The 14,772-nt window shown below is 56.9% G+C and carries 11 protein-coding genes and 2 tRNA genes; 8 read left to right on the plus strand and 5 right to left on the minus strand.

What is annotated here, in order from left to right; translation table 11 throughout:
* Window positions 1–112 precede the first annotated feature (112 nt).
* From HBM95_14480 to HBM95_14490, 3 genes are read left to right on the plus strand one after another with little or no spacing between them, the layout of a single operon-like run.
* Window positions 113–1,198 (plus strand): efflux RND transporter periplasmic adaptor subunit, encoded by a 1,086-nt coding sequence (locus tag HBM95_14480; protein NIH44132.1) that lies wholly within the window; start codon window positions 113–115, stop codon window positions 1,196–1,198.
* A complete protein-coding gene (locus HBM95_14485; protein NIH44133.1) occupies window positions 1,198–4,260 on the plus strand; it encodes an efflux RND transporter permease subunit in 3,063 nt (1,020 codons plus the stop codon). The genes HBM95_14480 and HBM95_14485 overlap by 1 nt, the downstream gene beginning before the upstream one ends.
* Window positions 4,257–5,222, plus strand: a complete 966-nt coding sequence (locus HBM95_14490) for an acyltransferase family protein (protein ID NIH44134.1) — start codon at window positions 4,257–4,259, stop codon at window positions 5,220–5,222. Before HBM95_14485 ends, HBM95_14490 begins: the two co-directional genes overlap by 4 nt.
* Here the strand turns inward: HBM95_14490 and pagP are convergent.
* Entirely contained in the window at window positions 5,219–5,794 is a 576-nt protein-coding gene (gene pagP, locus HBM95_14495; protein ID NIH44135.1) for a lipid IV(A) palmitoyltransferase PagP, read from the minus strand. The two genes, HBM95_14490 and pagP, sit on opposite strands and share 4 nt — an antisense overlap.
* Window positions 5,795–6,050: 256 nt before the next feature.
* Between pagP and shiA the strand changes: the two genes are divergently transcribed.
* The 3 genes from shiA (at window position 6,051) to HBM95_14510 (ending at window position 10,680) form a co-directional block, all read left to right on the plus strand.
* Window positions 6,051–7,367, plus strand: coding sequence for a shikimate transporter (shiA, locus tag HBM95_14500; GenBank protein NIH44136.1), 1,317 nt, complete (start codon window positions 6,051–6,053; stop codon window positions 7,365–7,367).
* A 73-nt stretch (window positions 7,368–7,440) separates the two neighbouring features.
* Window positions 7,441–8,895, plus strand: a complete 1,455-nt coding sequence (locus tag HBM95_14505) for an AMP nucleosidase (GenBank protein ID NIH44137.1) — start codon at window positions 7,441–7,443, stop codon at window positions 8,893–8,895.
* Between the two features lie 18 nt (window positions 8,896–8,913).
* Window positions 8,914–10,680 (plus strand): aminopeptidase P family protein, encoded by a 1,767-nt coding sequence (locus HBM95_14510; GenBank protein NIH44138.1) that lies wholly within the window; start codon window positions 8,914–8,916, stop codon window positions 10,678–10,680.
* A 141-nt stretch (window positions 10,681–10,821) separates the two neighbouring features.
* Here HBM95_14510 and HBM95_14515 read toward each other — a convergent pair.
* Together HBM95_14515 and emmdR are read right to left on the minus strand one after the other, a co-directional pair.
* Window positions 10,822–10,897: transfer RNA gene (locus HBM95_14515), tRNA-Asn, on the minus strand.
* A 103-nt stretch (window positions 10,898–11,000) separates the two neighbouring features.
* Entirely contained in the window at window positions 11,001–12,455 is a 1,455-nt protein-coding gene (emmdR, locus tag HBM95_14520; GenBank protein NIH44139.1) for a multidrug efflux MATE transporter EmmdR, read from the minus strand.
* A gap of 162 nt (window positions 12,456–12,617) precedes the next feature.
* Between emmdR and HBM95_14525 the strand changes: the two genes are divergently transcribed.
* Together HBM95_14525 and HBM95_14530 are read left to right on the plus strand one after the other, a co-directional pair.
* Window positions 12,618–12,693: transfer RNA gene (locus HBM95_14525), tRNA-Asn, on the plus strand.
* Window positions 12,694–12,746: 53 nt separating this feature from the next.
* A complete protein-coding gene (locus HBM95_14530; protein ID NIH44140.1) occupies window positions 12,747–13,082 on the plus strand; it encodes a gamma-glutamylcyclotransferase in 336 nt (111 codons plus the stop codon).
* Between the two features lie 47 nt (window positions 13,083–13,129).
* Here HBM95_14530 and HBM95_14535 read toward each other — a convergent pair whose 3' ends face one another.
* A complete protein-coding gene (locus HBM95_14535) occupies window positions 13,130–13,465 on the minus strand; it encodes a DUF496 family protein (GenBank protein NIH44141.1) in 336 nt (111 codons plus the stop codon).
* Between the two features lie 158 nt (window positions 13,466–13,623).
* Window positions 13,624–14,682: an FUSC family protein gene (locus tag HBM95_14540; protein NIH44142.1), complete on the minus strand. Its 1,059-nt coding sequence runs from the start codon at window positions 14,680–14,682 to the stop codon at window positions 13,624–13,626.
* Window positions 14,683–14,772: the final 90 nt, after the last annotated feature.

The raw sequence follows: 14,772 nt of genomic DNA on the forward strand, positions 1-14,772 counted from the left end.
AGCACGGCGATTGGTTTATTTACCTATATGGTCGTCACTGTTCTGGCCGAATAGTGTCACCCCCTGCCCTTGCTACGGAATAAATAAAACAGTTATTTATTAGGGGAATACATTGAACCGCTACTTCTCTCTTCTACCATTCGTTTTATTAACGCTCACGGCGTGCGACCCGAAACCGGAGCAAGCCTCCCCCCTGCCGCGAATGGTAAAAGTGGCGGAGGTGGCTGTCCCCGGTCACGCCCAGCAGCGCGTCTTTCCCGCCCGCATTGAATCGGGCGATGCCACAGACCTTTCCTTCAAGCGTGCAGGTCAAATTGAAGCGCTCGATATACGCCAGGGCGCAGCCATCAAGCAGGGGCAACAGCTTGCCAGATTGAACGCCCGTGAGGCCCAGCAGCGGGTTAACGACAGACAAACGGCAGCGACGCTGGCCCAGCGGCAATTCGATCGCTTCCAGACGCTGGCGGGCCGCCAGGCGATTTCGAAAGCAGAAATGGATGTGCAGCGTGCAAACCGCGATTCGGCGAATGCGGCGCTTCAGATTGCCAGAGAGGAACTGAATCAGATGACGCTCGTCGCCCCCTTCAGCGGGACGGCAGCCAGCGTACATGTACGAAACCATCAGGTGGTGTCTGCCGGTCAGCCCATTGCGACCCTAACCCGGACCGATCTGCTGGACGTGGTGTTTAGTATTCCTGAGAACCTGTTCAAAACCCTTGATATCCGCAACGCGCAGTATCGCCCCGTGGTGAGAATTAACGCCATTCCGGATCGTGAATTTACCGCCGTCTACAAAGAACATTCGGGCAGCAGCGACAGCAATACCCTGACCTGGCAGGTGATACTTACCATGCCGCGGCCAGATGATTTTCCCGCCGTCGGCGGCGTAAGCGGTACGGTGACCATCAATTTAAGCAACCTCCCGGCGGGCGCGGATGCTCAGGCGCTGGTCGTACCGGTTGAGGCAGTCTTTAACCCGGACAACAGCCCGCGCAATGAGCCGCACGTCTGGGTCGTAAAGGGCGAAGGCGACACGCTGCATCTTGAAGACCGCAAGGTCAGCGTGGGGCAAGTGAGTACCGAAGGCGTGGTGATTACCAGCGGGCTTAAGGCGGGCGAGCGCGTGGTGGCCGCAGGCGTTGGGGAGCTCCATGCTAACCAGCCGGTGCGTATCTGGACGCGTGAACGGGGACTGTAATGGATATCTCTCGTCAATTTATTAATAACCCTGTTCGCGTCTGGCTAACGATCCTGCTGCTGGGCATCGGGGGTATTTTCGCCCTGTTGAATATCGGCAGGCTGGAAGATCCCGCCTTTACCATTAAAACCGCAGTGGTGGTCACTCACTACCCTGGCGCATCCGCTCAGCAGGTTGAAGAGGAGGTGACGCTTCCGCTGGAGAATGCCCTTCAGCAGTTGCCTTATCTGGACAACGTGAGCTCCATCTCTTCAAACGGTCTGTCGCAAATCACCGTTAATATCGCTTCTCGCTATCACTCGAACGAGCTGCCGCAGATTTGGGATGAACTGCGCCGCCGCGTGGGCGATGCCTCGCGTCAGTTTCCGCCCGGCGTCGTCACGCCCTTTGTGAATGACGATTTCGGCGACGTCTTCGGCTTCTTCTTCGCCATTTCCGGAGATGAATTCAGTAATCCTGAACTGGTGAGATATGCGGAGCAGCTGCGCCGGGAGTTGATTCTGATCCCCGGCGTCGCGAAGGTCGCCATCGGCGGGGCCATTAGCCAACAGGTCAACATCGATATCTCCCTGACCAAAATGGCCGCGCGGGGCATTACGCTGAACCAGCTTTCCGCCCTGCTCAGCAGGCTTAACGTCGTTTCCAGTGCCGGAGAAATTACCTCCGGCACCGAATCCATTCGCCTGCACCCGACCGGTGAGTTCGAGAATCTTGATGAACTGGCGGATCTCATCATCACGCCTTCCGGCACCGGGGCGGCGACGCGTCTGCGGGATATCGCCACGCTGTCGCGCGGGCTGAACGAATCGCCGGCCAGTATCTACCATGCCAACGGCAAAAAAGCCGTCACCATGGGCGTCTCGTTTATTCCCGGCGTGAACGTTATCGACGTGGGCCACGCGCTGGAGGCGAAGTTAAACCAGATGTCGGTGGAAAAACCGGCGGGCATACAGATAGACCTGTTTTACGATCAGGCCGCCGAAGTAGGCCATTCCGTTAACGGTTTTATTATTAACTTCCTGATGGCGCTGGCGATTGTCATCGGCGTGCTGCTGATCTTTATGGGCGTACGCAGCGGGATCATCATTGCGTTTTCTCTCGCGCTTAACGTGCTGGGCACGCTGCTGATTATGTATCTGTGGGGCATTGAGCTGCAGCGCATATCGCTCGGGGCGCTGATTATCGCCCTCAGCATGCTGGTGGATAACGCCATCGTGATTGTCGAAGGAGTGCTGATCGCCCGACAGCAGGGCTCCCCGCTGTTAACCGCCGTGAACAACATCATCCGCCGCTCCGCCCTGCCGCTGCTGGGGGCGACGGTGATTGCCATCCTGGCGTTTGCCCCTATCGGGCTGTCGCAGGATTCCACCGGGGAATATTGTAAATCCCTGTTCCAGGTGCTGCTGATTTCCCTGATGCTGAGCTGGTTCTCGGCGCTCACCCTCACCCCGGTGCTGATTAAGTGGTGGTTGTTTAAAAACGACAGCGCGCCCGATAAAACCGACGAGTCAGATCCTTACGATAAACGACTCTACCGCGCCTACCAGCGCCTGCTTAACACGCTGCTGCACCATAAGGCACCGACGCTCATTGTCATGGCTGCGCTGCTGGCAGCGTCTGTCTGGGGCTTCGGCGCCGTGCGGCAAAATTTTTTCCCGTCGTCTAATACACCGATTTTCTTTGTCGACCTCTGGTTACCCTACGGTACCGATATTAAATGGACCGAGAAAATGACCGGCGATATTGAAAAGACGATCAATGGCCAGCCGGGCGTGGAGACCACCGTCTCAACCATCGGTCAGGGAAGTATGCGGTTTATTCTGACCTACAGCGGGCAGCGGCAGTACGGCAACTATGCGCAGGTCATGGTGCGCATGGACGACCAGCGCAACATCTCTGCCCTGACGCGCCACGTGGACGAGTACATCGCGCGAAACTATCCGCAGGTCAACGCCAGCACCAAACGGGTGATGTTTGGCCCCTCCGGCGACAGCGCCATTGAAGTGCGTATTAAAGGCCCGGATCCTGACAGGCTGCGCCTGATTGCCAGCCAGGTGGACGATATTCTGGCGCGCGACCCGGCCACGGGGAGCGTCCGGAACGACTGGCAAAACCGCAGCAAAGTGATCCGCCCGCAGTACGTAGCCGCGCTGGGACGCGAGCTTGGCGTGGATAAACAGGACGTCGACAACGCGCTGGAGATGAATTTCTCCGGCAGCCGTGCGGGGCTGTATCGGGAAGGGAGTGACCTGCTTCCCGTGGTGGTGAGGCCCCCGGAAAGCGAAAGGCTGGATGCCAGTCATCTGAACAACGTGCTGGTGTGGAGCCAGACGCGGCAGCAGTATATTCCGCTGAGTAACGTCGTCAGCCGCTTCTCGCTGGAGTGGGAAGATCCGCTAATCCTTCGACGCGACCGCTCGCGGGTACTGACGGTTCAGACGGACCCGGATCCGCTGAGCCAGCAAACCTCCGGCGACATTCTCGCCCGCGTGAAGCCGCAAGTGGATGCCCTTAGCCTGCCACACGGCTACAGTATCGAGTGGGGAGGCGACGCGGAAAACTCCAGCGAAGCGCAGCAAGGGCTATTCACTACGCTGCCTCTCGGGTATCTGGTGATGTTTGTGATTACGGTTCTGATGTTCAGCTCGGTAAAAAATGCCGTCGCTATCTGGCTGACCGTACCGCTGGCGCTGATTGGCGTCACGCCGGGATTTTTAATTACCGGTATTCCCTTTGGCTTTATGGCGCTGATAGGTCTGCTGAGCCTGAGTGGCATGCTGATCCGCAACGGCATCGTGCTGGTGGAAGAAATCGAACAGCAGAAAACGCAAAAGGATCAGCACAGCGCGATCGTTTATGCCGCCACCTCGCGCCTGCGCCCTATCCTGCTCACCGCGTTCACTACCGTACTTGGCCTGGCTCCGCTACTGCTGGATGTTTTCTTCCAGAGCATGGCCGTTGTGATTATGTTTGGACTGGGGTTTGCTACAATCCTGACGCTACTGGTACTCCCCGTTATCTATGCGTGTTTCCATCGTAAGGACGAAGCCAAACAACAATGAATGCGACAGGGCTGAACATTATCAAGACGCTGGGCTGCATGACGGCGGTTACCTTCTTCACCATCTACAATACCTGGGATCATTATGATTATGACTATCACTGGATCCTGGGGTTTTTAACCTTTATCTCGACCATCGCCACGCCGCTGTTTTTTGTGGTGTCGGGCTATCTCGACGGACAATCGCGGCACGGCACCCGCTGGCAGCTGAGTAAAATTAAAAGCCTGGTGATTGTTTTTCTGTTCTGGATAACGATCTACTACCTGTGGGAGCCTTATCAGCGTGGGTATCTGATTCAGCCCTGGTTTGTGTTCGCCTTTATGGTGATTTATACCTTTCACCCGGCAGTTGAGTGGCTTAGCCAGCGGAGAGCGCTGTTCTGCGGCGCGATTGCTGCCCTGCTGCTCTTTTCCTACGGATACGATCTGCTATCGGCGCTTTATCCTGAAACGCACGTCCTTTCTCTGTCACCGCAGTATCGGCTGTGGACATGGCTGCTGTTTTATCTGACGGGGCAACTCTTTTGCGACCCGAAAATTGCCGAGTGGATTAGCCGCAAAAATGTGGTCAGGGCGGCGATTGTCGCCATCCCCTTTATCTATCTCTTCACCTGGTTTTACGAGCGCCACTTCTTCTTCGCGCTGTTCAAGGCGGACAGAAACGCCTTTATTCTCACCGGCTCTCAAATTTACATTTTGATCATCGCGCTGGTAATTGCGGCGAACGGCGTGCGCTTTCGCCGCAACGCTGAATTTAAGGAGTCCATTCTGGCTGCCATCAGCAAAACGATGACAGGCGTGTACATTGTGCACTACTCGGTGTTTCATCTGCTGACGGCGCTGATACCGGTGACCTCTCTCGGTATGAAGCTGGCACTGATTGTGCTCACTTTCATTACCTCTGTTCTCTTCTCCATGCTGGTATTATCTAACGCCGTGGCAAAAAAGGTTATCACCCTTTAAAAGCCTAAGCGCAGCCAGGCAAAGAGCACGTTACCGTTGTTATACGTCCCGGGAATATAGGTGAACTGGACGGTAACGCGCTTATACCCGGCCGAAAACAGCGGGAAGATGAACGGTAGCGGGACATAGTTTGCAAAATCATCTCGCGCCGTGATGCCCGCCGCGGCACCGAGTCCAAGCCGGAAATCTTTGGCATTATCCAGATACCAGCCCTTCTCCCAGCCATAGCCCATCGCGGGCTGCCATTCGTTGTGCGAGTCCTTGAACATCATCGCAAACAGCGCGCTCCAGTTGCCCTCTTCGTTATAGCGAGAAACGCCCAGTCCGCCGCCCCACGGCATTTCATTGTAATTGTCGGTTTTTTCTTTGTCGTACATGAAGCGGGCATGCCAGCTCAGAAACGGCAGGTACAGATCGTAACGTTGTGGCTGAGTCCAGGTTTGCGAAACATCGTCCGTTAGCGCATTCCACCAGCCGCTGATGCGCTGTTCGCCGTAGACGCTGGGTTCCGCATGAAGCGGCGCGGCGAATAAAAACAGAACCATCAAGAGTGCCGAAAAGGTGCGTTGCATCATGATTCCCTCAGCTTAAGTCACGCAGCGGTAACTATTACTGTAAACCATTCAGCAGGTAACGGAGCCAGGCAGACATAATTATATCGCTGTAGGTGCAGATGAAATTTATTTATTCAGCGCCTTCCGGAAAGATAAAAACGTTTTCTCAGGCGTTCTGTCGCGGTAGTCTCATAGGTTCCGTTTATATGACGGACGCAAAGTGAGTGACCTTTTCTTATACCAATAATTAAAAATCAGTACGGACAGGACAACTATGGACTCCACCCTCATCTCCGATCGTCCCAACGAGGAGACACCTTCGCTCAATCGCGCCCGCCGCGCCGCCCTCGGCAGCTTCGCGGGTGCCGTCGTCGACTGGTATGATTTTCTGCTTTATGGCATTACCGCCGCGCTGGTATTTAACCGCGAATTCTTCCCCCAGGTCAGCCCCGCGATGGGCACCCTCGCCGCCTTTGCCACCTTCGGCGTCGGGTTCCTGTTTCGCCCGCTCGGCGGGGTGATCTTCGGCCACTTTGGTGACCGCCTCGGCCGCAAGCGCATGCTGATGCTCACCGTCTGGATGATGGGGATCGCCACCGCGCTGATTGGCATTCTTCCTTCGTTTTCCGCCATTGGCTGGTGGGCGCCGGTGCTGCTGGTCACTCTGCGCGCCATTCAGGGCTTCGCGGTGGGCGGTGAATGGGGCGGCGCGGCGCTGTTATCTGTTGAAAGCGCGCCGAAAAACAGGAAAGCGTTTTACAGCAGCGGCGTGCAGGTGGGGTACGGCGTGGGCCTTCTCCTCTCCACAGGGCTGGTATCGTTAATCAGCCAGCTCACCACCGACGAGCAGTTCCTGAGCTGGGGCTGGCGCATTCCGTTCATCTTCAGCATCGTGCTGGTCATCGCCGCGCTGTGGATCCGCAACGGGATGGAAGAGTCCACGGAATTCGAACAGCAGCAGCGGGAAAAGCCGGTTGCGAAAAAACGGCTGCCGGTAATGGAAGCGCTGGTTCAGCATCCTGGCGCTTTTCTGAAAATTATCGCCCTGCGCCTCTGTGAACTGCTGACGATGTATATCGTCACCGCGTTTGCCCTGAACTACTCGACGCAGAACCTCGGTCTGCCGCGTGAACTGTTCCTGAATATCGGTCTGGTGGTCGGCGGGATCAGCTGCCTGACCATCCCCTGCTTCGCCTGGCTGGCGGACAGGTTTGGCCGCCGCCGCGTCTATATTACCGGGGCGCTGATTGGCAGCCTCAGCGCCTGGCCGTTCTTTATGGCGCTCGAAGCACAGTCGGTCTTCTGGATCATCTTCTTCGCCATCATGCTCGCCAACATCGCCCACGATATGGTGGTCTGCGTGCAGCAGCCGATGTTTACCGAGCTGTTTGGCGCGAGCTATCGCTACAGCGGTGCGGGCGTGGGCTACCAGGTGGCAAGCGTGGTCGGCGGCGGATTTACGCCGTTTATTGCCGCCGCGCTGGTCACCTTCTCCGGCGGAGACTGGCACAGCGTGGCGATCTATCTGCTGGCCGGCTGCCTGCTGTCGGCGGCGACGGCGCTGCTGATGAAAGAGACGAGCCACGCCTGATCTCCCTTTTGTTTCACGGGCGTGTGACATACTATCGGGTAGAGTCGCACACCTGTGGAACAAGGAGACAGAGATGAATAATAAGGGCTCCAGCCTGACCCCGGCTCAGGCGCTGGAAAAACTCGACGCGCTGTATGAACAGTCCGTCAATGCGCTGCGCAGCGCCATTAGCGAATACATCGAAACAGGGAAACTCCCCGATCAAAAGGCCAGAAACGAGGGCCTTTTTGTTTATCCATCGCTCTCTGTGACCTGGGACGGCAGCGCCAGCACAACGCCGAAAACCCGCGCCTACGCCCGTTTTACCCACTCCGGCTGCTACAGCACCACCGTCACCCGCCCTGCACTGTTCCGCCCTTATCTTGAAGAACAGCTCACGCTGCTGTACCAGGACTACGGTGCGCATATTGCCGTTGAGCCCTCACAACATGAAATCCCGTATCCCTACGTGATTGACGGCTCGGCGTTAACGCTTGACCGCTCCATGAGCGCGGGATTGACCCGCCACTTCCCAACGACGGAACTTTCGCAGATTGGCGATGAGACGGCAGACGGGATTTATCACCCGGCAGAATTTTCTCCCCTGTCGCATTTTGACGCTCGCCGCGTGGACTTCTCGCTGGCGCGCCTGCGCCACTACACCGGTACGCCAGCCGAGCATTTCCAGCCGTTTGTGCTCTTTACCAACTACACCCGCTACGTTGACGAGTTCGTCCGCTGGGGCTGCAGCCAGATCCTCGACCCGGAAAGCCCGTACATCGCGCTGTCCTGCGCGGGCGGGATCTGGATCACCGCCGAGACCGAAGCGCCCGAGCAGGCCATCTCCGATCTGGCGTGGAAAAAGCACCAGATGCCGGCCTGGCACCTCATCACCGCCGACGGTCAGGGCATCACCTTGATCAACATCGGCGTGGGTCCGTCAAATGCCAAGACCATCTGCGACCATCTGGCGGTCCTGCGCCCTGACGTGTGGCTGATGATTGGCCACTGCGGCGGCCTGCGCGAAAGCCAGCTGATTGGCGACTACGTGCTGGCCCACGCCTATCTGCGTGATGACCACGTGCTGGATGCGGTGCTGCCGCCGGATATTCCTATCCCGAGCATCGCCGAAGTGCAGCGCGCGCTGTATGACGCCACTAAAGAGGTCAGCGGCATGCCAGGTGAAGAGGTTAAACAGCGCCTGCGCACCGGTACGGTCGTCACAACGGATGACCGCAACTGGGAGCTGCGTTACTCCGCCTCCGCGCTGCGGTTCAACCTGAGCCGGGCGGTGGCGATTGATATGGAGAGCGCCACCATTGCCGCCCAGGGGTATCGCTTCCGCGTTCCTTACGGCACGCTGCTGTGCGTCTCCGATAAGCCGCTGCACGGTGAAATTAAGCTGCCGGGTCAGGCCAACCGTTTCTATGAAGGGGCGATATCCGAACATCTGCAGATTGGCATCCGGGCCATCGACCTGCTGCGAGCGGAAGGTGACAGACTCCATTCGCGCAAGCTGCGTACCTTCAACGAGCCGCCGTTCCGCTAATAGCAATAAGGAAAAAACATGCACACCCCTACACCGCTCTCTGCCCTGCGCCACTGGCTTGAGGCAAGTCATCTCGACGGGATGATCGTCCCGCGTGCGGATGCCTGGCAGAGCGAATACTGCGCGCCCTACGACGAAAAGCTGGCCTGGCTGACGGGCTTTGACGGCTCTGCCGGCGTCGCGCTGGTGCTGAAAAACAAAGCGCTGCTGTTCGTCGACGGGCGCTATCAGGTGCAGGCCCGCGTTCAGGTGAATATGGATGAGGTTGAGATCCACCATCTGCACAACGAGCCGCTGGCAGACTGGCTGGCGGCAAACGTTGAGGCGGGCACGCGCATCGGTTTTGACCCACTGCTGATGACCAACTCAGAGTTCACACAGCTGTCAGCCACGCCGTGCGCGCTGGTGCCGCTGAACGCGTCGCCGTTTGACGCCTTATGGACCGATCGCCCTGCCGCACCGGCGGGGCTTCTACGTGAAATGCCGGTAGAGACAAGCGGTGAAAGCAGCGAGGACAAACGTCAGCGCGTTGCCGCTGTGCTGGCCGCGAACAATGCTGACTATCTGGCCGTTACGCTGCCGGATAACATTGCGTGGCTGCTCAACGTGCGCGGCTCAGATATCCCCACCAGTCCGGTACCGCTCTCATTTGCCCTGCTGAGTCGTGACGGTCACGTTGAGTGGTTTGTTAACGACAATAAGCTCAGCGCCCTGCCTGACGAAGTGCGTAATGCGTTTACCATTGCGCCGCAGGACACCTTTATTGAACGCTGTCAGCAGCTTGCTGAAGGGAAGCGGGTGATGGTTGATGCCGATTCCGCCCCCGTCGCCCTGCGCTTCGCCATTGAACCACGGGGAGAAATTGTCTGGCGAACCGATCCCATCACCCTGATGAAAGCGACCAAAAACCCGGTCGAGCTGGCGGGTTATCGCGCGTGTCATCACCAGGACGGGGCCGCGTGGGTCAACTTCCTCGCCTGGCTGAGCCGCGAAGTGCCGCGTCGTGCAGCGGCCGGACAACCGCTCACCGAGCTGGAAGTGCAGGCTCAGCAGATGGCATTCCGCAAACAGCAGCCCGGTTTTATCGAGCAGAGTTTTGCGACTATCTCTGCTTCCTCCAGCAATGCGGCGATGTGTCACTACCATTCGAGCGAGGCCAGCAATAAGCCCATCGGCCATGACCATTTTTACCTGAACGATTCCGGCGGTCAGTATGCTAACGGCACCACCGACGCCACGCGCACGCTGGCGTGGGGTAAGGTCGACCCGCAGCAGCGCCTGCACTACACTGCTGTGCTGAGAGGCTTCCTGTCGCTCATTACCCTGCAGTTCCCTTCCGGGACTCAGGGGCATCAGCTGGATGCGTTTGCGCGTCGGCCGCTGTGGGAGATGGGGCTGGATTATGATCACGGCACGGGACACGGCGTGGGGCACCAGCTTCTTATCCATGAGAACCCGCATCGCATCGCCAAAAAGGTCAACCCGTGGCCGCTGGTGGCGGGCAATATCATGACTATCGAGCCGGGTTACTATCTGGGCGACAGCCACGGTATCCGTATTGAAAACCAGGTGGAGATAGTGGAGAGCCGACCGGGGTTCTGCAAATTTGCTTCTCTGACGCTGATCCCGATTGATTTAAGCCAGGTCGAGCTGGATCTGTTGAGCGAGCAGGAAAAACAGTGGCTGGATGCGTATCATCAGCAGGTGCGGGAGGCGCTGTCACCGCTGGTGAATAGCGAGGCGCGTACGTGGCTGGTTGAGGCGACGGCACCGATTGGTTTGTAATTTCGCGCGGTCTGGTGCCCTCACCCCATCCCTCTCCCACGGGAGAGGGAGCAAACACTAAAAACGGCAACCAGGTTGCCGTTTTGCATTTACCTTGCGCAGAAAAGCAAAAAGCCCGCTCGTAAGCAGGCTTTTCAAATTTGGCTCCTCTGACTGGACTCGAACCAGTGACATACGGATTAACAGTCCGCCGTTCTACCGACTGAACTACAGAGGAATCGTGTGAACGGGGCGCATATTATCGATGCTCCCCTGGGATGTCAAAGGCAGAATGCAGATTTCGGATCGTTTGCCGATTTATTCTCCACTTCGCGCAATTGTCAGGCATTCTGTCGCGGATATTTCCACAGCCAGCGCCCGCTGACCATACGCCAGTAGAACAGCGCCCCACGCACGGCCCAGTCAAGGAACATCCCCAGCCAGACGCCAACCACGCCCCAGCCGAGCACCACGCCCAGCGTATAGCCCGCCACAACGCGACACCCCCACATGCCGAGCATGGACACCCACATAGCAAAACGGGCATCGCGCGCCCCTTTTAGCCCGGCGGGCAGCACCCAGGATGCCGCCCAGATGGGCATAAAGGCGGCGTTGAGCCAGATGAGGATCTTCACCACCTCTTTAACATCCTCTTCGTGGGTATAGAACGCGGCCATCAGCCCGGCAAACGGCGCGGTTCCCCAGGCGATCAGCGTCAGCCCTATGGTCGACAGCCAGAAGACGTGCCGCAGCTGCCGCTCCGCCTGACCTATCTGCCCTTTCCCGAGCCGTTTGCCCGTGATGATGGTTGATGCCGAACCCAGCGCGTTACCCGGCAGGTTAATCAGCGAGGCGATGGAAAAGGCAATAAAGTTACCGGCGATAACGTCTGTCCCCATCCCGGCGACAAACATCTGCGTCAGCAGCTTCCCGCCGTTAAACAACACGGATTCAATGCTCGCGGGAATGCCGATTCCCATCACTTCCCAGATAATGGCGAAGTTAAAGGGCCGGAAGTAGCTCTTGAGCGTAAGACGCAGCGAAGGCGTAATTCCCGTCATCAGTACCCCGATGATGGCCGCCGCACCGATATAGCGTGAAATGGTTAACCCCAGCCCCGCTCCTACGAACCCCAGCCCATCCCACGAGAACACGCCGTAGATCAGCACGCTGCTGATAATGATATTCAGGATATTCATCCCGCCGTTGATCAGCAGCGGAATTTTAGTGTTGCCCGCCCCACGCAGCGCGCCGCTGCCAATCAGCGCAATGGCCGCCGCCGGATAGCTTAAAACGGTCATCTCCAGGTAGGTCAGCGCCAGGTCTTTAACCTCGTTGGTGGCCTCCCCGGCGACAAAGTCAATAATCTCTTTACCGAAATAGTGGATCACCGCCGCCAGAACAATCGAAAAAATGGTCATGATCATCAGCGACTGGCGGGCCGCCTCGCGCGCACGTTTGGGGTCAAGCTTGCCGAGGCTAAAAGCCACCACCACCGTCGTACCGAGGTCTATGGCAGCAAAAAATGACATCACCACCATGTTAAAGCTGTCCGCCAGCCCGACCCCCGCCATCGCCTCTTTCCCCAGCCAGCTCACCAGGAAGGTGCTCAGGACCCCCATCAGCAAAACGCAGGTATTTTCCAGGAAGATAGGCACAGCGAGAGGGGTGATTTCACGCCAGAACAGGACACGATAGCTTTTACGTTTTGCATACCACGGCGTGCGCTCTATCGCCTGGCGTAAGGAGGCAGTGACGTTCAAAATGGACCTTAGCGAGAAAAGTTGAAACTCCATTTCAAATGATGGGGGAGAAAAGCTAATCCTGCAAAGTATTTTCCTGAAAAAAGATGTGTGGAATTACAACAAACTGACGACAGAATCAGCAATCAGTCGATTTTCCCTAAGATCAGGTTTGACAAAAGTTTTTTCGCCGCTAAGATAAGCCTCCACAACGATTCCTCTGTAGTTCAGTCGGTAGAACGGCGGACTGTTAATCCGTATGTCACTGGTTCGAGTCCAGTCAGAGGAGCCAAATTTAAAAAGCCTGCTTTTAAAGCAGGCTTTTTGCTTTGCGGATAAAGGAAAATGAACGCTCTGTTTGTCTACGGCACACTGCGCCCGGGCCACGCTAATGCGCATATTCTTGAAAACATCGGCGGGGAATGGCTGGCCGGTTCCGTATCCGGTACGTTTTACGAACGCGGCTGGGGTGCGGCGGCGGACTTCCCGGGGATTATCCTCCACCCCGATGGACCGCGTGTCGAAGGCTATCTGTTTATCTCTGATAACCTTCCCGCACACTGGCAGATGCTGGATGAATTTGAAGACGGCTATGACCGGGTTGAGGTCACAGTGACCACCCTTAAAGGTGGGCTGGTTAAGGCCTGGATTTATCAGCTACAGCCGCGCTCTGAATCATAAAAAAAGGCTCTCTGTCACCAGAGAGCCTTTTTCACTATTCGCTGCGATTACTCGCTTTTTGCTTCGGCGTTTTTAATTTCGCCCATCACTTTCAGCTTCTTGGAGATGTCACGACGCTCTTTGGACAGCTCAGCGTTTTTGATGATGTAGTCATCAACGCGGTCTTCATAGTCGCTCTTCATGCTGGCGATGATGCCCTGAATAGCTTCAACGCTCATGCCTGGCTTGATGTAGTCGCTCAGGTTATCGAGCAGCAGAACACGTTTCTGGTTGTCACGGATCTTCTTCTCAACGTCCTGGATTTCACGCTGCAGCTTGTTTTTGCGGCGGAACAGGCGGACGAATTCCAGAACATCCTGGAACGAAGGCTTGGTAGTTTCCATTTTTACACCCCTGATAATGTGAGATTCGGATTCGTTAAAGCAACCGTTGTAACAATAACCTTACTGACAGCGGCTGCGAATGACAATGAGTATATCGTTTAAAGCTATCATAACCCCAATTGCTGCTGAATCGAAGCAGCAGCCTTCACATACGCCTTTTATTTGCGCAGCGCGCGGCAAATAAGGTGCGATAACAGCTCAAGCTGCCGCGCCAGTTCCAGGCTCAGCCAGACGTAGCCATGAATAGGCGTTTCCGCCACGTTATCGCCCTGGCGTTCATTGATTAACTGCTTCAGCTCCGCGACGATCTCATTCAGCCGCTCGCTGTTGGCCAGTATCGGCTGCGGGTTCCCTTCATAGAGCGCATGAGCGATGGTCAACAGCGTTTGCTGCGTCATCTGCTGGGTCTCTTTGAGGGTCTGCGCGTTAAGCATCAGCAGATGGCTTGGACGCGAGGCCCAGTGGGCATTGATTTGCAGTTCAAGCATGCAGACCAGATTGCGGCTTACCGTCTGGATGGCTTCGAAAATCGCTTTCTGAATATGGGTTTCTTTGCTGGCGGGCGCGATCAGGCCGCGCATTTTAACCACGTCGTTGAGGATCGTTTGCAGATGTTTTTCCAGCCGGGGACGCTCAACCAGATTCGGGGAAAAACCGGCCTGATAGACGCGGTTAAAGGCGGTGACGTAGTTAGCCATCTGAATACGCCAGTGCAGAAAAGCACGCTGCGGCCAGATACCAGTGAAGAGCATGGCCAGCAGTGACCCCAGGATGACATCCCCGCTTCGCCACAGCGCCGTGGTCATATCCCCGGCGGGCGCACCGACAACCACCGCGAGAGTAATACCAATCAGCAGCGCCTGATAAGGCCGCTTGCCCAACGCCAGCCAGCCGCAGAGGAACATGGCAGCACCGCACCACGCCAGCATCACGGGAAATGAGATGAGTTCCAGCTTCAGGGCAATAAGCCCCAGGGCAGATCCAAGAACGGTACCGCCTATCCGCTCGAAGGCGCGAGGAACAACGTTCCCCCAGAATGAGATAGGCCCCATCACCACCACCAGCGTGATCAGTGGCCACGTTCCCTCCGGTACATCCAGCAACCGGACCAGTACAAAGGTCAATACGAAAGCCAGCGCGATGCGACTCCCGTGCACCACGCGGTAATGTTTGTACAAGCGAATTTCAAATGGGGTTAATGATTTGTCGGGACGCACACCCGCTCTCCAGCAACACGGCAAATCACAATTGTACTGTGTTTTCAGCCGGGCGGATCGCACCCGGCTGAAAAACCCTTCATATTGCAG

This window comes from Enterobacter asburiae (genome assembly GCA_011754535.1).
GTDB classification, from domain to species: Bacteria; Pseudomonadota; Gammaproteobacteria; order Enterobacterales; family Enterobacteriaceae; genus Enterobacter; species Enterobacter cloacae_N.